The sequence below is a fragment of the Brachyspira pilosicoli P43/6/78 genome (assembly GCF_000325665.1).
GTDB classification, from domain to species: Bacteria; Spirochaetota; Brachyspiria; order Brachyspirales; family Brachyspiraceae; genus Brachyspira; species Brachyspira pilosicoli.
This window is the reverse complement of sequence record NC_019908.1, coordinates 1,175,118-1,196,044: the sequence shown is the minus strand read 5'-3', so window position 1 is coordinate 1,196,044 and position 20,927 is coordinate 1,175,118. Positions and strand designations below refer to the sequence as shown.

18 protein-coding genes and 2 pseudogenes are annotated in these 20,927 nt (G+C 27.7%); 10 read left to right on the top strand and 10 right to left on the bottom strand.

Annotated elements, in window-relative coordinates; all coding sequences use genetic code 11:
• Positions 1–30 precede the first annotated feature (30 nt).
• Both BPP43_RS05325 and BPP43_RS05320 read right to left on the bottom strand, forming a co-directional pair.
• A pseudogene (locus BPP43_RS05325) lies at positions 31–1,426 on the bottom strand (MATE family efflux transporter).
• Between the two features lie 21 nt (positions 1,427–1,447).
• On the bottom strand, positions 1,448–2,413 hold the full coding sequence (locus BPP43_RS05320) for a DUF3089 domain-containing protein (RefSeq protein WP_015274384.1): 966 nt from the start codon (positions 2,411–2,413) through the stop codon (positions 1,448–1,450).
• Positions 2,414–2,620: 207 nt separating this feature from the next.
• On the opposite strand from BPP43_RS05320, the gene recA reads away from it, so the two are divergent.
• On the top strand, positions 2,621–3,811 hold the full coding sequence (recA, locus tag BPP43_RS05315; RefSeq protein ID WP_015274383.1) for a recombinase RecA: 1,191 nt from the start codon (positions 2,621–2,623) through the stop codon (positions 3,809–3,811).
• Positions 3,812–3,831: 20 nt separating this feature from the next.
• Positions 3,832–4,296: a GNAT family N-acetyltransferase gene (locus BPP43_RS05310; protein ID WP_015274382.1), complete on the top strand. Its 465-nt coding sequence runs from the start codon at positions 3,832–3,834 to the stop codon at positions 4,294–4,296.
• 105 nt (positions 4,297–4,401) lie between these two features.
• Here the strand turns inward: BPP43_RS05310 and BPP43_RS05305 are convergent, their stop codons facing one another.
• The 3 genes from BPP43_RS05305 to gatC form a co-directional block, all read right to left on the bottom strand.
• Entirely contained in the window at positions 4,402–4,734 is a 333-nt protein-coding gene (locus BPP43_RS05305; RefSeq protein WP_013244824.1) for a preprotein translocase subunit SecG, read from the bottom strand.
• A gap of 86 nt (positions 4,735–4,820) precedes the next feature.
• Positions 4,821–5,555 (bottom strand): signal peptidase I, encoded by a 735-nt coding sequence (lepB, locus tag BPP43_RS05300; protein ID WP_013244825.1) that lies wholly within the window; start codon positions 5,553–5,555, stop codon positions 4,821–4,823.
• 34 nt (positions 5,556–5,589) lie between these two features.
• On the bottom strand, positions 5,590–5,916 hold the full coding sequence (gatC, locus tag BPP43_RS05295) for an Asp-tRNA(Asn)/Glu-tRNA(Gln) amidotransferase subunit GatC (RefSeq protein WP_013244826.1): 327 nt from the start codon (positions 5,914–5,916) through the stop codon (positions 5,590–5,592).
• 237 nt (positions 5,917–6,153) lie between these two features.
• Between gatC and BPP43_RS05290 the strand changes: the two genes are divergently transcribed.
• A complete protein-coding gene (locus tag BPP43_RS05290; RefSeq protein ID WP_015274381.1) occupies positions 6,154–8,448 on the top strand; it encodes a BspA family leucine-rich repeat surface protein in 2,295 nt (764 codons plus the stop codon).
• Positions 8,449–8,604: 156 nt separating this feature from the next.
• On the opposite strand, the gene proB is transcribed toward BPP43_RS05290, so the two are convergent.
• Positions 8,605–9,750 (bottom strand): glutamate 5-kinase, encoded by a 1,146-nt coding sequence (gene proB, locus BPP43_RS05285; protein ID WP_013244828.1) that lies wholly within the window; start codon positions 9,748–9,750, stop codon positions 8,605–8,607.
• A gap of 179 nt (positions 9,751–9,929) precedes the next feature.
• Between proB and rsxE the strand changes: the two genes are divergently transcribed.
• The 4 genes from rsxE to BPP43_RS05265 all read left to right on the top strand — a co-directional run bounded on the left by rsxE (position 9,930) and on the right by BPP43_RS05265 (position 13,182).
• Positions 9,930–10,577, top strand: a complete 648-nt coding sequence (gene rsxE / locus BPP43_RS05280; RefSeq protein ID WP_014932673.1) for an electron transport complex subunit RsxE — start codon at positions 9,930–9,932, stop codon at positions 10,575–10,577.
• Positions 10,578–10,579: 2 nt separating this feature from the next.
• On the top strand, positions 10,580–11,161 hold the full coding sequence (gene rsxA / locus BPP43_RS05275; protein WP_081445696.1) for an electron transport complex subunit RsxA: 582 nt from the start codon (positions 10,580–10,582) through the stop codon (positions 11,159–11,161).
• A gap of 15 nt (positions 11,162–11,176) precedes the next feature.
• Positions 11,177–11,998: an RnfABCDGE type electron transport complex subunit B gene (locus BPP43_RS05270; RefSeq protein WP_015274380.1), complete on the top strand. Its 822-nt coding sequence runs from the start codon at positions 11,177–11,179 to the stop codon at positions 11,996–11,998.
• A gap of 296 nt (positions 11,999–12,294) precedes the next feature.
• Positions 12,295–13,182: a DUF58 domain-containing protein gene (locus BPP43_RS05265; protein WP_013244832.1), complete on the top strand. Its 888-nt coding sequence runs from the start codon at positions 12,295–12,297 to the stop codon at positions 13,180–13,182.
• A 335-nt stretch (positions 13,183–13,517) separates the two neighbouring features.
• On the opposite strand, the gene BPP43_RS05260 is transcribed toward BPP43_RS05265, so the two are convergent.
• Positions 13,518–14,696: a peptidoglycan DD-metalloendopeptidase family protein gene (locus BPP43_RS05260; protein WP_013244833.1), complete on the bottom strand. Its 1,179-nt coding sequence runs from the start codon at positions 14,694–14,696 to the stop codon at positions 13,518–13,520.
• 205 nt (positions 14,697–14,901) lie between these two features.
• Here BPP43_RS05260 and BPP43_RS05255 point away from each other — a divergent pair, with 205 nt between their 5' ends.
• Both BPP43_RS05255 and BPP43_RS05250 read left to right on the top strand, forming a co-directional pair.
• Positions 14,902–15,921 (top strand): CapA family protein, encoded by a 1,020-nt coding sequence (locus BPP43_RS05255; protein WP_015274379.1) that lies wholly within the window; start codon positions 14,902–14,904, stop codon positions 15,919–15,921.
• Positions 15,922–16,276: 355 nt separating this feature from the next.
• A pseudogene (locus tag BPP43_RS05250) lies at positions 16,277–17,890 on the top strand (peptide ABC transporter substrate-binding protein).
• A gap of 463 nt (positions 17,891–18,353) precedes the next feature.
• Here the strand turns inward: BPP43_RS05250 and BPP43_RS05245 are convergent.
• A complete protein-coding gene (locus BPP43_RS05245; protein ID WP_015274378.1) occupies positions 18,354–18,686 on the bottom strand; it encodes a winged helix-turn-helix transcriptional regulator in 333 nt (110 codons plus the stop codon).
• A 121-nt stretch (positions 18,687–18,807) separates the two neighbouring features.
• On the opposite strand from BPP43_RS05245, the gene BPP43_RS05240 reads away from it, so the two are divergent.
• The gene (locus BPP43_RS05240; RefSeq protein ID WP_015274377.1) at positions 18,808–19,365 is read left to right on the top strand and encodes a flavodoxin family protein; all 558 of its coding nucleotides are present in this window, start codon (positions 18,808–18,810) and stop codon (positions 19,363–19,365) included.
• A gap of 274 nt (positions 19,366–19,639) precedes the next feature.
• Here BPP43_RS05240 and BPP43_RS05235 read toward each other — a convergent pair whose 3' ends face one another.
• Positions 19,640–20,320 carry an HAD family hydrolase gene (locus BPP43_RS05235; protein ID WP_015274376.1) on the bottom strand — a complete coding sequence of 227 codons (681 nt, stop codon included), beginning with the start codon at positions 20,318–20,320 and terminating at the stop codon, positions 19,640–19,642.
• Between the two features lie 8 nt (positions 20,321–20,328).
• The gene (def, locus tag BPP43_RS05230; protein ID WP_013244839.1) at positions 20,329–20,862 is read right to left on the bottom strand and encodes a peptide deformylase; all 534 of its coding nucleotides are present in this window, start codon (positions 20,860–20,862) and stop codon (positions 20,329–20,331) included.
• Between the last annotated feature and the right edge of the window lie 65 nt (positions 20,863–20,927).

Here is a 20,927-nt window from a genome sequence, read left to right as displayed (position 1 = left end):
TCATTAGTTTTTTAAAATAAACTACATCTATTAAATTGTTGTTATTCTAAACTTTTTATCATTTTTTTCAATATTTTTTATAAGTTTTTTAAAGAAAATATAGAACATAGTTACAGTAGTTAATACGGCTATAATATCTGCTATAGGCTCAGCTAAAAGTACAGCCATCACTTTGTTTTCAATAAATATTGGCAATATGAATATTAGAGGTATTAATAGTATAACTTTTCTTAAAATAGCTAAAAAAGCTGAAATTTTAGCATTACCCAAGGCTACAAAAGTCTGCTGACATGCTGATTGAGCACCAAGTATAAGGGAGCTTGCCATATATATTCTCAAAGCCCAAATACTATAGTTAATTAAAGTTTCATCGCTTGTAAATATCCTCACAAATAAATATGGAAAAAAGATAGAAATTACCCACATTAAAGTAGAAAACATTACACTGCTTATAAGAAGTATTTTGAAAGTAGCTTTTACTCTGTCAATATTGTTAGCTCCATAATTATAGCTTATTATAGGCTGAGAGCCTTGTGTAAGACCATATATTGGAAGAAAAGAAAATTGCATTATACTGCTTAATATAGTCATAGCACCAACAGCCAAATCTCCTCCATATTTAAATAGAGAAGTATTAAAACATACAAATAAAATACTCTCTGTAAATTGCATAATAAAAGGCGAAAAACCTAATGCTAAACATGGAAGTATTACATTAGGAGATATTTTTAAATACTTTATTCTTAATTTTAATATAGTTTTTTTAGAAGTCATGAAATATAATATCCATAAACAAGATACAGCCTGTGAAATTATAGTAGCAAGTGCAGCACCTCTCACATTCATATTAAAGCCAAATATAAATATAGGGTCTAATATTATATTACAAATCGCTCCTATTAAAACTGTAAACATACTAGTTTTTGCCTTTCCCTGTGCTGTAATGAATGCGTTTAATCCTAATGCTAATTGTACAAATATAGTTCCTATAGAATATATTCTTAAATATCTTAAAGCATATATAATAGTGTTTTCGCTAGCTCCAAAAAACAAAAGAAGCGGCTTAGCAAATATTAATAGAAATATTGTAATAGTAACAGCTATAATTATCAAAGCCATAGCAGAATTGCCTAATATCTCTTCTGCTTTGTCATAACTTTTTTTACCCATCATAATTGAAGAGCGGGGTGCTCCGCCCATACTAATAAGATATGCAAATGCTGATACTGCCATTATTATAGGCATAGTAACCTCCAACACCTGTTAAAGCAATAGCTCCAATATCTTCAATATGCCCTATATACATTCTATCAACAACATTATATAAAACATTAATAATCTGTGCTAATATAGCAGGTATCGATAATTTGAATAATAATCTTCCAACAGGTTTAGTGCCTAATTCTATTTGTTTCGTATTTTCCATTAATTTAATATACCTTTATTATTATTTCCAAAAAGCTCCGACTCTTTTTCTAGCATTTTCTTTTAAGTCATTATAGTATAATGCTATATCATATACATGATAATTGCCTTTTTCAAACATACCATCAATATAAAAATCATCTGCGTTAATAGAATCACATTTTATAACGCCTCTTTTTTTGTCAACTTTAGCACTGGCAAAATTTTTTACAACGTTAAAATTAGTGCCGGCAAAGAAACAAGAGCCTAAACTTTCTTCTTTTGCAGCTTTATCTTCTTCTAATGTCCATGTAATAGAGTTAATAGCTATAGCTCCTTCAAGAAGGGTAGGGTTATAACCATTAAATTCTGGGCTTTCTACATCATAAGAAATTATTACACCAGTATCATATTCTCCTTTTGCAAATCTTAAATGAGGGTTCTCTATTAAATCATTTGTTGTAACAGAATATCCTATAATATATGCAGCAACCAATCTGTTATTTAAGTTTTCATTAGTTTTGAAATAGTCTTTCAATATTTCTTTTATCATCATAGCACCTTGTGAATGCCCCATTAATATAAAAGGTTTATTGTTATTGAAATTTTTAATAAAATAATCAAATGCTGCTAGTGCATCTTTTTTTGGTATGTCGTTAAAATATTTTTCTTTGTTTTTTATATTATTATTTGTATCTAATATATATAGAGCATCTGCTTGTCTATAAAAAGGCGCATATATGTTTCCTACTTCTTCAAATATAGTGCTTTGAGATATTAAGGCATTAGTAGCATTTTCTCTCATAGGCTTAAAATCTATAGGGCATACAAAGTCTTTATTAGTGCCCTCACCATACCATACTGTTGGGTACAAATAAAATACATCAACTTCATTATTTTTATCTTCTGATATTTGAAGCCAATTATTTTTATCTGAGTAATCTATATTAGTTTCTTTACAGCTATATAGTAAAATGCTTAACAGTAGTAATAACAACAATTTCTTCATAAATTAATTTCCTTAAATAAACTTTTTTATTATTATTTTATCGCTATATATTATAAATTATAATTTGATATTTTAAATAATTTTATTTATATAAAATGATTATTTTTTAGTTTTATTTATAATAATATCTTGACAAAATAATGTATTTTTGTACAATATAATAAATTTTATAAATGATATTTAAGTTAATAATTTTTTGGAGAGAATATGGCTACTAAGAAGAAAGAAACAGCTGAAGTAAAAAAAGACGGTAAAAGCGAAGCAATAGAAGCTATTACCGACCAGATAAATAAAAAATACGGACCAGGCTCTTTTATGAGGCTTGGAAGCAATAAAACTGTTAATGTTGATGTTATCTCTACAGGGGCATTAACTTTGGACCATGCTTTAGGAGTAGGTGGAGTTCCTCGCGGTAGAATTATAGAGATTTACGGGCATGAGGCTTCTGGTAAAACTACACTCACTTTACACATTATAGCAGAAGCACAAAAGGCAGGCGGTTATGCTGCTTTTATAGATGCTGAACATGCTTTAGACCCAGTGTATGCCAGTGCTTTGGGGGTTGATATTGATAATTTATATATTTCTCAGCCAAACTCTGGTGAAGAGGCTCTTGAAATATTAGAAAAAGTTGTGTCTTCTACTGCTTTTGATATTGTTGTTGTGGACTCTGTTGCAGCATTAGTTTCAAAGGCAGAACTTGCAGGAGATATAGGGGACGCTCATATTGCTTTACAGGCTAGACTTATGAGCCATGCTTTAAGAAAACTTACTGCTATAATAAGCAACACAAATACTGCTGTAATATTTATTAACCAATTAAGACAAAATATTGCAACTACTGGTTATGGTGCTGGTCCTACTGAAACTACTACAGGCGGTAAGGCTTTGAAATTCTATTCTTCTGTAAGGCTTGATATTAGAAGAACTGAATGGATTAAAAAAGGCGATGATACTATAGGTCATAAAGTAAAAATAAAAGTGGTTAAAAATAAATTATCTTCACCGTTTAAAGTGGTTAATCTAGAGATAATATTTGGTAAGGGTATATCTTCTGAGGGACTTTTAATAGATTTAGCAATGGAAGCAAAAATCATCACAAGAAGTGGTGCTTGGTTCTATTATAATGGAGAGCAGATTGCACAAGGTAAAGAGAAGGTAAGAGAACTTCTTGCAGCAGACCCAAAAATGCGTATGGAACTTGAGATACAGATTAGAGAGGCTCTTAATATGGGCGGTGTAGACAAGGTTAAAGAAAAATTAGAAGAATATCTAGAAAATAAAAACCCTGCTGTTGATAAAAATCAAAAAGAAGAGAAAAAAGAAGAAGAAAAGCCTGTTAAAAATACAGATGACACTGACCTTTTGATGAGTGCTGAAGAAGCTTATAACGAATAAATAAAAAATTGAGTAACAATATGAATTTAATTATAAGAAAAGCTAATATAGATGATGTATTTTATATAAGTAAGCTTCATGCTATATGTTGGAAGCAATCTTATAAGGATATTGTATCAGAAGATTTTTTAAAAAAGATATATTTAGATGACTGGTGTGAGGAGTTTTCTGAAGGTATAAAAACAAAGACAAGAGAAGTGCATATTGCTATATTAGATGATAATATTATAGGTGCTATATCTTGCGGTAATAATAGATACAACATAGAAAACTATGGAGAGATAATGTCTTTATATGTTCACCCAGTTTATCAAGGCTCTGGTATAGGCAGTGAATTATTAAATCATTGTATATCATATATGAGAGATAATGGGTATAAAAACTTATGTCTTTATGTTTTTGATAAGAATGAAGAGGCTAAAAGATTTTATATAAAAAACGGATTTAAAGATTCTGGTACAAAAAAAGATATTAAAAATAGATGATAATAATAATATAGAAGAAGCATTATATATTTATGATAATATATAAATACTTCTTCTATTATTATTTATTTTACAATTAAATATTTCAATTCTTAAATTAATCAATTAATTATTAGTATTCAAATTAGTGTTTGGTAAAGTATTATTTGTTGCTGGCACTTGTTGTGTTGTTGGTATATTAGGAGTAGTAGTTGCTTGGTCAAAAGCTGTTTTTTGAGTGCTTATAGCCATAGATATAAGTAAAGCTCCAACGATAAATATTGTAGATAAAATAGTAGTTGCTTTAGTTAGAGCATTTCCTCTTTGGCTTCCAAGTACATTTGCTTGAGCACTAGAAAATAAGCCTTCTGCTTTACCGCCTTGTATTATTATAAGTAAAAGTAGTAATACACAAATTATTGAATAAACGATTATTCCTAAAGTTAGTAAAGCATTCATAAATATATATCCTTATAAAAAATTATAATTTTCAGTTTTTAATTAAAATATTATATCATTTATATAATATTTTTCAAGCATTTTATTTAATAAGATATAACCTTGCCGTCTATGAGTGAGAAATGAATACTTCCAAAGTCTCTGCTGTCGTATGCATAGTCTCTATTGTCTGATAATACAAAATATTCATTATAGCCTATAATATAAGGACCAAAATTATCCCTTGAAGATATATTACTTTCTAATATTCTATTATCTTTTCCAATATTTGCCCAAGGTTCATTTAATTCAGTTCCATTTATATATACAGTTTTGTTCTTTATTTCTATGGTTTCATTTGGAAGACCTATTACTCTCTTTACTAAATATCTTGTGTTGGATATATTAACATTTCCAAAAGTGAAAAAATAAACTGTATATGATATAAACTTTTTAAAAATATTTTCTTTTTTGCTTCTAGGATCAACTATAAAGACTATATCTCCCCTCTCAGGTCTAGAAAATACTATAGTTTTTCCTGTTAGTTTTGATACGAAAGGCTTTATTGCGAGGGCATATCTTAATTTTGAGGTAATAACAATTTTATTTGGTTCAATGGTATTCATCATAGTTGAACTTTTCATCTTATCAAAACGTACAAAAAGCGTAATGATTCCAAAGAGTATAAATGCTATAATAAAACCTAAAATAAGCCTTGCTATAGTTTTATATAATAAATTATTGCTTCTATAATATATAAATATAAAAGGCTTTAATATAGATTTTAATGCATTTTTCTTTTCTTTTTTTATGCTTTCTCTGTCATCATAAGAATAGTTCATTATGAGTATTTGAAACCTTATTATAAATTATTTTTTAATTAGATTTTTTAGCTTGGTGTTCGCTATTTTCTAAAGCAGCAGGTACAGCAGGAACTACTATATAACCATATTCACCGCTTCTGCATAAATCCATTATCACTTCATTTTTTAAAGTGTCTCCTGCAACATCTTCTCTCAAATATTCAGGCAAATCAATAACATGATATAAAGGATCTATATTATCAACATTTACATCAAATAATTCTTCTATAAAAGCTAAATCTTTATTTAATCTATTTAACATTTCATCTTTTTGATTATCTTCTATTTTTAATCTAGTTTGATATAAAAGAGCTTCTAATTCTTCTCTGTTAGTTGTCATAAAAAAGTCCTTATTTTTAATAATTGAAATAATATTATAATAAAAATGATATTTTTTCAATATTATTATTATAATAATTTACAAACTAAGATATAAACTAATTTGATTTTTTATTATAAATTATTACTAAAAATTAAAAAAAATTATTAATAAAAAATAATTTATAATATAGAAATTCATCTAATATCTTATATACTATATAAGTAAAAGTTATGTAAACTAATACTGAGAGGATTTATGAAAAAATATAAACCGCAAACAAAAGAAGAATTAAAAAATTTAGTATTTACTGATGGTATAAAACTTAGTTGTGTAGATACAAGCCTTATTACAGATATGAGTTATCTTTTTCAGAAAAGTGAAAGAAAAGATTTTGAAGGCATAGAAGAGTGGGATACTTCTAATGTTACAAATATGAAAGGTATGTTTAGTTTTGCTAAAGCATTTAATCAGAATATAAATAATTGGAATGTTAGTAAAGTTGAAGATATGAGTTATATGTTTAAAGCATGTGATTCTTTTAATCAGCCTATTAATGATTGGGACGTATCCAATGTAAAAACTATGGAAGCTATGTTTCATTCTGCTCTTTTTTTTAATCAGCCTTTAGATAAATGGAATACTTCAAAGGTTGAAAACATGTATGAGATGTTTTGCCGATGTAAAAAGTTTAATCAGCCTTTAAATAGTTGGAATGTATCTAATGTAAAAACTATGGAATCTATGTTTTATTCTGCAGATTCTTTTAATCAACCTTTAGATAAATGGAATACAAAAAAATTAAGTAAAATGTACTCAATGTTTAAATATACTGACAGCTATGACTCTTATGATTCATTAGCAAATTGGGATTTAAGTAAAGTATCAGATATTAGTGATTTTTGTGCTAACTATGAAATATTATATAAAAAATTACCTTTAAGATTTAGAGTATATATGCAGGCATTTTATGGTTCTCACAAAGTTTATGTATCTATAGGAAATAATGAAGAATATGATTTAGTATCAAGAGATTATATAACTATCACAAAAGAGAATGTAGGAGAAGTATATAATGCTATATCAAAAGATACAAATAAAAAAGTTTTGGCATTAAAAAAGAAATTAGAAACAGAGTTTACTGAAGAGCTTTCATCTGTTACTAATAATTATAATTTCAAAACCATAGAAGAAGCAGAAAAGTATGTGGAAGATAATTATAATAAAAAAGATGATAAAAAGGTAAGCTTTATAAATGATTATAAGGTTTTAATAAAAGATAAATCGAGAGAAGTTGATAATAAAGTTTTAAAATATATATATTTAGAATATTTGATTCTTAAGAGAGATATTAAAAGATTAACACAAATTGATAATATAATTAATTTACTTGATAAAGATTCATTTATAGAGTTTATTAAAAATGTTTATGATAAAACTAATAAAGAAACTGCCGCTATTATTTATTGTATATATGGAGGAGATGATGCTCTGTATAATGTATATAAAAAAGAACAAGATACAAAACTTTCTCTTTTAATAATTAAATTAAATATTGAAAGTAAGTATGCACTTAGGTTATTGTATAAAATATATACAAGCACAAAAAAATCTGAAGTTCGTTATGAATCTGATAAATTGATTGACGAAGTGATGGAAAAAATGGATATTGACTATAATGAGTTTCAATTAAGATTCTCTTCAAATCTATTATTTAATTCTGAAGGAGAGATTCTTTTAAATAAGGATTATAAATTAATTTTGAATAGTGATTATACTCTCAGTTTATTTGACACAAAAAATAATAAAGAATTAAAAAAGATTCCTCAAAACTTTTATGAGAATTTAAAAGAAGAGATAAAAAGTTTAAGAAAAGAAGTTGCTGACTTTATAAAAAATACTTCTCATCTTTTAAGTGTATTGTTAATAGAAGGAAAAACATATAGTTATGATTTTTATAAAGATGTTTTTGTTGATAATACAATGATGAATAAGTTTGCTTCAACATTAATATGGAATCTATATGATAAAGATTATAAGTTTTTAACAACTTTTAGATATTCAGGAGACGGAAGCTATTCAAACTTTAATGATGAAGAAATAAAAATTGATAATAATAGTTTTGTGGGTTTAGCAAGTCCTGTAGAAATGGACGATGAAACTATATCTAAATGGAGAAAACAGCTTGAAGATTATGAATTATCACAGCCATTAGAGCAGTTATCTCTTATAAAACTAGATAAAGATAATTTGCAAAAAGAAATAGAGAAAATTCAAAATGCTGAAATAAGCTATATTACTTTTAAGAATTTTGGAAGCAGATATGATATGGATGCAGATTTTTTAGGATATAAAGTTATTAAGTCATATTCCTTTGAGTCAGATAATGGGGATAGTTTTTTAATAACAGCAGATGTTAATGCAAATACAAACTACAGCGATAAAGTAAAAATAAATGTTTATTTTGAAAATGGAGGAGAGACAAGTAAAAGATTTATTTATAGTTTGTTAATATTAATGATTCATGACTTTAGATTAACAGATTTATTTTAATTAAAAAATAATTTGCATATATTTATCTACTGCTGTGTGTATTTTATAGTATTTCAGTTTTTTTTACTACCAATTACTATTAATTTGCAATTTTTGCGTAGAGAAAAAGTTAAATAAAAACTTTTATTAATAATATAATTGTTTAGATATATTATTTTATAATAACACTATATAATCTCTTGTAATTAGAGCATCATAGTTCTTGTAGCCTAATATCTCTAATATAGAATCAGAATGTTTGCCTATTATTTTATTTGTATCCTCAGAATTATAATTAATAATGCCTCTTGCAAACTCTTCACCATCTTCATCTATAATGCTTACAATGTCGCCTTTCTTAAAATTGTTTACAACCTTTGTTACGCCAATAGGAAGAAGACTAGATTCTTTTTCTATTATAGCTTTTTTAGCACCAGCATTTACAACAAGTTTTCCTATAATAGTTGTAGCATAAGCAATCCATCTTTTTTTTGTGTTAAGTTCATTATTTTCTTCTACAGGGTAGAATATAGTTTTTTCTTTTGTATTGAATATATTATTTAAAATGTTTGGAGTTTTTCCATTAGCAATAATTAAACCGCAGCCTGACCTTGTAACAATTTTAGCAGCCTGCAATTTTGTTTTCATTCCGCCTCTTCCGCCTTTAGAAGCATCAAGACCTAAACTTTCTATCTCTTTTGTAACCTCAAAAACTTCATGTATAAAATTAGCATTTGGGTTAGTTTTAGGGTTATCATCATAAAGCCCATTGATATCAGAAAGTATTATAAGTAAATCAGCATCAAGTTCACTAGCTACTAATGCAGATAGTTTATCATTATCAGAAAAACTTATTTGAGTAACATCATATAATAATTTAAGCTCATCACTAGAAACAGTATCATTTTCATTTATTATAGGTATTACATTGTATTTTAATAATGTATCTAAAGTAGAACGCAAATTTAAATATCTTCTTCTGTTTGAAAAGTCTTCTTCTGTAAGTAGAATCTGTGCTGTAACAATATCAAACTTTGAAAATCCATCTTCATAAATAGACATAAGCTGTGATTGCCCAATTGCAGCACATGCTTGTTTTAGTGATACTTCGCTTAAATCTGTTGCATTAATTTTTTTCGCTCCCAAGCCAACAGCTCCAGATGTAACAACTAAAACTTCTTTGCCCATTTTTTTATATTTAGCTATAGCCTCTATAAAAGAATATATTCTAGCTAAAGAAATATATCCTTCATCATTTCTTAATACATTAGTTCCAAATTTGAAAACTATTCTTTTTATGTTGTTTAAATCTATATTTTTCATGCAAAACATTATAATTAAAAAATAAAAAAAATAAAGTTAATAATTATGAATATTTAAAAATATTGTAAAAAAATATTGATAATTATATTTTAGTAAATTATTTGCTCGTGCTTGAAATTATACTTATATATGTTAAAATAATAGAAAATAATCTTAATTAAATCAGGGTTAAATTAATTATGAAAAATTCTAAAATCTTTATTGATGGAGTATGGAAAAATAATCCTACTTTCGTACAGATTCTTGGAATGTGTCCTAGCTTAGCAGTAACAAATAGTGTTATGAATGCCATTGGTATGTCTGTGGCTACAATATTTGTACTTGTTTGTTCATCAGCTTTAATTTCTATAGTAAAAAAGATTTATGCTAATGAAGTAAGAATTATGGGATACATTGTAGTAATAGCTGCTTTTGTAACTTTAACAGATATAGTTATGAAGGCTAAGTTTTACACTTTATCATTGGCATTAGGACCATATATACCGCTTATTGTTGTAAACTGTATAATATTAGGAAGAGCAGAGGCTTTTGCTAATAAGAATGGTGTTATACCTAGTATTTTTGATGCTTTAGGTAATGGTGTAGGTTTCTTTATGGCTTTATTATTATTAGGTTCTATCAGAGAGATTTTAGGTAATGGTACTTGGCTTGGATTTGACATAGTTGGAACTGTAAGAGGTTTTGTTGAATCTGCTATGCCTTTTGCTTTGAATGCTTATAACGAAATTACTACTCCTTGGATTGTTATGATATTAGCTCCTGGTGCTTTCTTTACTTTGGGAGTATTAATAGCTATCAAAAGAACTATAGATGCTAGAGTGAGGTAATTATTATGAATTTAGTACTTCTTTTTGTTGCTACTGTATTGGTTAATAATTTTGTATTAACTAAGTTTTTAGGGATTTGTCCTTTCTTGGGAGTTTCTAATAAATTAGATTCTGCTGTGAGTATGGGTATTGCGGTTACATTTGTACTTGTACTTACTGCTGCTGTTAGCTGGATGATACAGTATTATATATTAGTACCATTTAAAATTGAGTTTTTGCAAACTATTTTGTTTATTATAGTAATAGCTGCTTTAGTACAATTTGTAGAGATGGTGGTAAGAAAGACTAGTGAGAGTTTATATTTATCTTTGGGTATTTATCTTCCTCTTATTACTACTAACTGCTGTGTATTAGGTTTGGCTTTATTTGGTGTTTTATACAAATATAATTTTATACAAAATATAGTATTTGCTTTAGGTGCTGGAATTGGTTTTACATTAGCATTAGTAATAATGGCTAGTATTAGAGAGCGTTTAACTACTGCAAACATACCAGAAGCTTTTAAAGGACCTGCTATGCCTTTTATTACAGCTGGTATATTAGCACTTATATTTTATGGTTTTTCAGGTATCATAAAAATCTGATAAAGGATAGTAAAAATGGTTACATCTATATTAGTGGCTTCAATATCTTCTGCTTTAATAGCTTTGATATTGGCTGTTTTATTAATATTTTCTTCTAAAATCTTTAGAGTTGAGGTTGATGAGAGAGTTACAGAAGTGACAGAGATGCTTCCGGGTGCTAATTGCGGAGGATGCGGTTATCCTGGTTGTGCTCAATTTGCTAAGGCTTTAGTTGCTGATGAAGCTCCTGTTGACGGCTGTTCAGTGGGCGGTGCTGCTACTGCTGAAGCTGTTGCTAAATATTTAGGTAAGGTTACTCCGCCTCAAAAAGAGAGAACTAGGGCTTATATATTTTGTCATGGGCATAAGGATATAGCTAAATCTAGTCAAGTTTATAATGGAGCTCAGACTTGTGTTTCTGCTGTTATGGCGGGAGGAAACAAGGACTGTTCTTATGGTTGTGTTGGTTTTTATGATTGTATGAAGGCTTGTGATTTTGGCGCTATTATAAAAGATGAAAAGACTGGTATGCCTGTGATTGTTGAAGATAAATGTGTATCTTGTAATGCTTGTGTTAAGGCTTGTCCTCAAAAACTTATAGAGATTCACCCTGTATCACAAAAGTTTCATGTATATTGTAAGTCTAAAGACAAAGGTCCTATTGCTAAAAAGGCTTGTGATAGGGCTTGTATTGGATGCAGTATTTGTGTAAAAAACACTAAAGAGGGCGGCATGAGAATGGACAATAATTTGGCTATAGTTAATTATGAAGATTATGCTATCACAGAAGAGAGTATAGCTAAATGTCCTACTAAAGCTATTACTGACGAGAGAGTTAATTCTGTAGTGAATCTGTAATCAATAAACATTAATAATAAATTAACAAGGGTATGCTTGAAAAAGTGTGCCCTTGTTTTTTATATGCATTGAAATTATTATATGATTGAATAAATATATTTTGTAATTTTTATTTTATTCAAATTTTTCCAGCCTTCGCCCTAAAGCTACTTCCTTCGGTCGCAAAAGAAGAGGGGTGCTACCCTCATGGCAAATTTCGCATGGTGCAAAGCCACCACAAATATTTAAATTAAAAAATATAAAAATTGACAAAACCTCAAATCTTTTGTATAGTTTAAGTATTAAAGGAAATAAATATGTTTAGAGATAGCACAGTAACAACCAAAGACATACTAAAATCTGTTAGACAAATAGAAATAAAAACTTCGCGTATAGTAAACTCTTATTTTTCTGGGCAGTATCATTCTGCTTTTAAGGGGCATGGTATAGAGTTTGATGAGGTGAGAAAGTATAATATTGGCGATGATGTGAGGGCTATGGATTGGAAGGTAAGTGCTAGGTATAATGAGCCTTTTATTAAGAGATTTAGAGAAGAGAGGGAGCTTAATGTTGTTATATTAGCTGACTTTTCTGCTTCTACTGATTTTGGACTTACAAAAACTAAACATAATCTTATTGTAGAGCTTAGTGCTTTACTTTCTTTTTCTGCTTTAAAAAACAATGACAAAGTAGGGCTTTTAATATTTACTGATACTGTTGAAAAGTTTATTCCTCTAAACAAAGGGAAAAATCATGTGCTTAGGATTATTAGAGAGCTTATAGAGTTTGAACCTAAAAGTGCTGAAACTAATATTGCTAATGCTTTAGAATATTTTAATAAGATACAAAAAAGAGACAGTATTACATTTCTTATAACTGATGCATGTTCTGATTTGCCGAAAAAACAGATAGACATTACAAGAAAGAGAAATGATTTTGTTGTGTGTTTGGTTAATGATAGATTAGAATATGAAATGCCTCATTTGCTTGGTACATTAGTTTTATCAGATTTAGAGAATGATGAGTATGTTTATTTTGATATGGGCAATAAGAATGTGAGAGAGGCTTATATAAATGAGCAGAGTAAAATGCTTGAAGATAAATTACAGTTTTTGAAAAGAAATTCTATAGAAAATATAGTATTAGACACATCTAGTAATTATATTAATGAGGTTATGAAATTTTTTATCAAGAGAAGAAGATAGTGATTTTTTTGTTGCTTAGTAGAATCATGTAGTTTATAAAACGTAGGAAGTGTCTTCGGTATTGCCACAAAGAAACAAAAATGCTGTATTTTTAATTAGCTTTAATACTATAATATAGGATATCTATTATAAAAAATATTAACTATAATATTTGCGTTTTTTGCAACTTTTTTGTAGCGACAAAAAAGTTAGAATAAAAAACTTAATACAAACAATAAAACTAAAACAATGTAAATATTTATTAATATGTTATTATCAATAACTGTATATAAATAAAAAAGGAAACAGTGTTATTTACTGTTTCCTTATTTTATTTTTTAGATTATTTATTTTAATTATCTTCTTTTAATGAATTTTCCTATAGGTATAAAGTCTGCAGGGTTTAATGCCACTCCGTTTCTTCTCACTTCAAAATGTAAATGGCTTCCTGTAGAATTACCAGTGCTTCCCATTCTTCCTATCATTACACCCACACCTACATTAGCACCAACTGTAGTAGTGATTTTATTTAAGTGTCCGTAGTATGTAGTATATCCTTTATCATGACGAACTATAACCAAATTTCCAAATCCACCGCTGTATCCTGCAAATATAACCTTTCCTTTTCTAGCAGCATATATAGGAGTGTTTAAACCGCCAGGTATATCAACACCTAAATGTTTTCTTCTTACACCTGTAATTGGATGTACTCTATATCCAAATACACTGCTTATTCTTGTTACAACTGTAGGTAAGCTGAACATTTGACCAAACTTATCTATTCTTTCATCTAATGTATATTTAGCACCTGGTAAAAATATTTCATCACCAGTGTTAATGTTATCTCTATCTATTTTATTGAAGCTCAACACTCTATTAAGTTCAACATCGTATCTGTCACTAATCTCTTCTAATGTTTCATTTTTCTTAACAATATAAAGCAAACCATTTCTATTTGGTATCATTATAGTTTGTCCTGGTCTTAATTTATTAGCATTGCTTATTTTATTAACGCTAACTATAGTATCTAAATTAGCACCTATTTTTTTTGATATGCTAGTTAAATTATCGCCTTCTTCTATTGTATATTCATCATATTTAAGACTAATAGTACCATCACTTACAAGAGAATTATCAGAAACCAAATAATCATAAAAAGCATCAGATGCCTTTTCTACAGAAGCAACGGGAGTTGAAGCTACTGCTGGTATGTCTTTTATATCTTCTTCTGTAACAATATTATTAGTTTCTATTTTCATTTCTTTTACTTCATCTAATATTTTATTATATACTTCAGATGTGCTTTTTGAATTATCTGTGTTTTGAGCATATAAATTGTTATTAGAATTTCTTTTTGAACCAAGTATTAAAAAGTTAATTAAAACTATGAACATTATAAATGATATAGCTATTAATAATGATTTTTTTAGAAAATATGGAAAAAGATTTTTATCACTATCTTCTATTAAATATTGTTTTATTTTCTTTATAATATTTTGTTTTCTTCTTACTCTTGTGTATTTAAATTTTCTCATGGCAGTTAGTTCTTTTTATTAATTTTAGATTATTAAATTATTAAAATTGTTATTAGTATAATACTAAATTTTTATATATTGTCAAGCATATAAAATGTAAATATTATCTAACTTTATATTAACTCGGTAAAAAAGAAAAAACTTTTAATATAATTTGTAAACATAATATTGAATTTATTTATTTTTATGGTAAAATCATATTATTATGAGAAATTTTACTTTATTATTAATATTATTATTTCAATTTTCTTTATATCCAGAAATAACATTATCTTTTGTAGGCGATGTTATGACAGGAAGTGACCATCCAGATAAAAGTTATTTGCCTCCTAATGAAGGAAAAGATGTTTTTAAAAGTGTATCATCATTTTTAAAAGCTTCAGATATAAGTTTTGCAAATTTAGAAGGGGCTATAGCAAACTCAGAAACAAAATCTGCTAAAACAGGTAAGCGTTCATATTCTTTTCGTATGCCTCCATATATGGCCGATAGAATATCTGAGGCTGGTTTTGATATAGTTGCTGTTGCTAATAATCATTCTAGAGATTTTGGTGCTAAGGGTTATAGTCAGACTCAAGAATATGTAAAAAAAGCTGGTATGGAAGTTGTAGGCAATGTTTTAAATCAGGCTTCTTTTATAGAAGTTAAGGGTAAAAAAATAGGATTTTTGGCTTTCTATTATTTTTCTTATGCTAATAATTCTATACAGGATATTGCAGCTGCTAAGGCTTTAGTTGAAAAAACAAAAAAAGAATGCGATTTTTTAGTTGTAAGTTTTCATGGCGGAGCTGAGGGAAGCAGTATGTTTAGAGTACCTAAAACAACTGAGTATTTTTATAAAGAAAATAGGGGAGATGTTTATAAGTTTGCAAGGGCTGTTAGCGATGCGGGAGCTGATTTAGTAGTTGGTCATGGTCCGCATGTACTTAGAGCTATGGAAATGTATAATAATACTTTTATTGCTTACTCTCTTGGAAATTTTGTTGGATATAAACAATTCTCTTTGTCTGGAAATAATGGAATTAGTGCTATATTACAAATTACTTTAGATGATGATTTAAAAGTTTCTAAAGCAAAAGTTATACCTGTACGTTTAGTAAATGGCGGTATACCTAGTGTTGATCCTGCAAATACTGCTATAAAAAAATTAAATGAATACGCTGATTTAGATTTTCAAAAGACAGGCGTTAAGTTTAATGATGATGGCGAGTATTTAGTTAAATAAATTTATATTTTACTCTTGTTATATATTTCTTTTATTTCTTAATTTATAAAAGATTATTTTAGTATTTAAATACCGCACGCTGTATTTATTAAAATTATATATAGATGTTTCTATAATATAAATTTTTTTGTTTCTTAATTTTCTTACCGTGCGGTTAATAGGTAAAAAAAATAACTATATAATTATTTTTCATATAATTATTTTTCATATAATTATTTTTCATATAATTATTTTTCATATAATTATTTTTCACTCAATTAAATACTAGATAAATTGATATGAAAAAATATTGATATTTACTATAAATCATTATAAAATCATCAAACATAAAAAATATAGGAGTCTTTTTATTATTATGAAGATTAAGTTATTATTATTTATTTCTTCTTTGTTTTTGTTTGCATCTTGCGGAGGCGGAAATAAATTCGAAGAAGGAGTTTTACGCTTGAATGTTGGGCCAGAGCCTCAAAGTATAGACCCAACATTGAACTCTGCAATAGACGGAAGTATGTATATAATACATGCTTTTGAGGGTTTAGCACAGAAAGATAAAGAGGGTAAAATTGTAGGTGGTGTTGCTGAGAGTTGGGATATTAGTGAGAATGGCACTAAATATGTGTTTCATATTAGAAGCAATGCTAAGTGGTCTGATGGTAAGCCTGTTGTAGCTGATGATTTTGTATATAGCTGGAGAAGGGCTGCTGACCCTAAAACTGCTGCTAATTATAGTTATCAAATGGAGCCTTTAAAAAATGCTAAAAAGATTACTGCTGGTGAGATGCCTGTTGAATCTTTAGGTGTTAAGGCTATTGATGATAATACTTTAGAGGTTACTTTGGAAGCTCCTACTCCATATTTTGACCAGCTTATGGCTTATCCTGTATATTTCCCATTAAGAAAAGATATTATAGAAGCTAATCCTGATACTTGGACTATGAGTGCTGATACTTATATTGGAAATGGTCCTTTTAAAATGACTGAAAGAGAGATAGACAGTAAAATAGTAATGGAAGTTAATACTAATTATTGGAATCGTTCTATTATAGTTCCAAAGAAATTAATTTTTATATTGATGGATAATCCTACTTCTGTTGTTGCTGGTATAAAAGACGGTTCTATATATTTCTCTGATAGAGTACCTACTCAAGATATGGATACATTAAAAGAAGAAGGATATTTAAAAATAGAACCTTATCTTGGTTTGTATTATTATAGTTTAAATATTACTAATGAAACATTAAAAGATAAGAGAGTAAGAAGAGCATTAGCTTTGGCTATTGACAGAAATTATATAGTATCTCAAGTTACAAGAGGAGGGCAAACTCCTGCTGCTGCTGTTGTACCGCCTCAAATATCTGATGTTACTGGAAAGTTTAGAGAAAATGGACAAGATAGTTTTAGTTTAAAGGCTGAAGATTATCAAAAAAATATAGAAGAGGCTAAAAAATTATTAGCTGAAGCAGGCTATCCAAACGGAGAAAATTTCCCTGTACTTGAGTTTAAAACTAATCCAGGTGAGCATACATCTATATTTGAAGCTATTCAGCAGATGTGGAAAAATAATTTAGGAATAGATACTACTATAGTAAGTGAAGAGTGGGCAGTATTTCAATCATCACGCTATAGCAGAACTTATGTTATAGCAAGAAATGGTTGGATTGGAGATTATGATGACCCTATGTACTTTTTTAGGTATTGTTTTTAAGTTACAGTCCTACAAAATGTGGAAAGTTATAATAGTGCTATATATGATAGATTATTAGCTAATGCTTCTGCTACAGATGACAATACTATAAGAATGCCTTTGCTTCATAAGGCAGAAGAATTATTTATGGAAGATATGCCTATCATTCCTTTATATTATTACACATTGCCTTTATTGGTAAATGATAATTTAAAAGACGTTCAGTATGATGTGCTTGGCAAACATAAGTTTTTCTATGCTTATTATGACAACACTGAAAAATAATATATTATAAACTAATAAATTAAAGAGAGCCTTTTGAATAGTCAAGAGTCTCTCTTTTTTTAAAATTATTTACGCACCCCGCCCTATAAGTTTTTTGTTTTCAACTGCAAAATCTAACTTTCATTAATTTTATTGTTTTAAAAGAAGCACACCCGCCCTAGTTATTATTATTTTTTTAAGTTTTAATTCCGCACGCTGAGCTTATTTATAAACTTAGTTAAAATTCTTTTTTTAATACGATTAAATATTGTTACTTAGCCTACCGTGCGGCAGATAACGCATCAAATTTAAAAAAATCTTGGGTGGGGGCAGAAATTAGAATTTAAAGCAAAAAAGAAAAATGACGCAAAAATTAGAGTGAATGCAGAAAATCTATAGGGAGGGGTATGTAAATTAAATTTTAAAACACAACAACTTTTATTTATTTTATTTTAAACTTTATTTGTACAAAATTTTAATAATATCATTTTCTGTTTTTCTCGCCCCAAACACATATGGCATCTAATATTGGTATTAAAGATTTGCCTCTTTTTGATAAGCTATATTCTACTTTAGGAGGTATTTGAGGATATTCTTTTCTGCTGATTAAATCATCTTTTTCTAATTCTTTTAAAGTTACACTTAACGTTTTATGAGATATGCTTGATATTATTCTTTTTAATTCATTATATCTTACAATTTTTAATTCTGATAATATATATAGTATTATCATTTTATATTTACCAGATATTAAAGACATTGTATAAGCGAATCCTGTATCTTCCATATATTTTTCTTTTAAATTATCTTTTTTCATAAAATATATCCTTATACTTTACTTTTAGTTAGTATATAACATTTTTGTTAGTACTTGATTATAATAATATATAATACTATAATTATAATATCAATAGTAATTTGATAGATAGGAGCAAAAAATGAAAAAAATATTAATTTTAAATGGCAGCCCAAGATTAAACGGCAACACTTTTTCTTTAATAGAAGAATTTACAAAAGGTGCGAAACTTAATGGAAATGATGTAATTAGATTTGATTTAGACAGAATGGATATACATTGCTGTAAGGGCTGTTTGAGAGGAGGTAAAAATCCAGATAGCCCTTGTTCTCAAAAAGACGATATGTTAAAAATATACCCATATTATAAAGAAGCAGATATACTCGTTTTAGCTTCACCTATGTATTATTGGGCTTTTTCTGCTCAGTTAAAAATAGCTATAGACAGATTATTTGCTGTTACAGAAATAGACCCAAATTATAAGACTCCGTATAAAGAGTGTTTTATGCTTATGGCAGCAGAGGGAAATGATGAAAATAATTCTAAACCTGTTATAGAATATTATCATTACTTACTAAATTATCTTGGATGGAAAGATTTAGGGTATTTGATAGCTGGAGGAGTGTTTAATGTTGGGGATATTAAAGATAAAAAAGAATTATTAAATAAAGCATTTGAAATGGGAAAATCTATATTATAAAAAATTAAAGAGAGGCTTTTGTATACTCAAGAGTCTCTCTTTTTTAAAATTATTTACGTACCCCGCCCTATAAGATTTATTGCTTAAAACTAATAATATGAATTTCATTAGTTTTATTGTTTTCTTAAAATAAGCACACCCGCCCTAGTTATTATTAGTTTTTTAGGTTTTCACTTCGCACGTTGAGCTTGATTAAAAATATAATTAAAATTGTTTTATAAATAGAATAAAATATTTTGCTTAATTGACTGTGCGGTAGAAAGTATAGAAAATTTTACTTGTTGTAAGCTAATACAAAATCTTCTACTTCTTTGAAACTGTTTATATAACAATCATTTTTTAAATTTAGTAATGTTTGTTTGTCTGTAATGCCGTATAAGGCAATTAGTGCTTTGATATTGGCGTTTTTGGCAAACTCATAATCTGGAACACCATCTCCCACCATAATAGTTTCTTCTTCTATTAGGCTATAATCTTTTTTTAAGTTATACCAAATGTTTACATCTGGCTTTCTATAAGGATAGATTCCATCGCCTATAACAGCTTTAAAATAATTAAATATATTTAGTTTTTTTGCTGTTGTAATTGTTATCTCGTTTGGCTTATTTGATATTATAAACATATTAATATTGAGTTTATAAAGTGATGTAAGCGTTTCTAATACATTGTCATAAAGCTTTGTATTGTCTGTAGAGTGTTTACTATAATAATCAATATAAAAATTATACACATCATTTTCAATACTTTCTAAATATTCTTTGTCATATTTATCAGCAAAATGATTTAATACTCTATTTATTAAAAGCCTAGCACCATTGCCAACATATTTTTTTGTGTATTCTATATCTAAACTTGGAAATTTTATATGTTCCAAAGTTTTGTTTACACTGGCATTTATATCTGGAATGGAATCTATCAAAGTGCCGTCTAAATCAAATATTATATTTTTTATCATAACATATTTTATGCAGAAACAGTTTTTTTATGAGTGTTTCTAAGCTCTTTTAAATCTTTTTTTAATCTTCTTTTTTGATATGATTCAAGCCTATCTATAAAAGTAATTCCATTAGTATGGTCTATTTCATGCTGAAGAACTTTAGCTATATAATCTTTAGCATCTAATATTTGTTCTTTATTTTCTGTGTCTATATATTTTACTTTTATTTCTTTGTATCTTGCAACCTCATCGCTTATTTTAGGAAAAGATAAACAGCCTTCTTCTAATATTTCAGTATCTTCTCCATGCCAAATTATTTCAGGGTTAATTAAAGCCAACTTAAAATCAGGTTTAGTTTCATCATCAAAATCAGGTACAGATATTACTATTACTCTTTTTAATACACCCACCTGTACAGCAGCAAGTCCAACCCCATTAGCCTTATACATAGTTTCAAACATATCATCTATTAAAGTTAAAATCTCTTCATCTACATTTTCTACGTAAGATGATTTCTCTTTTAATCTATCGTCTCCGTAAATTACTAATTTTCTAATCATATATTTTTTATACTCCTCGTAAAATCCGCTTCTTCTATTAATAATACTTATTATATAATAATAAA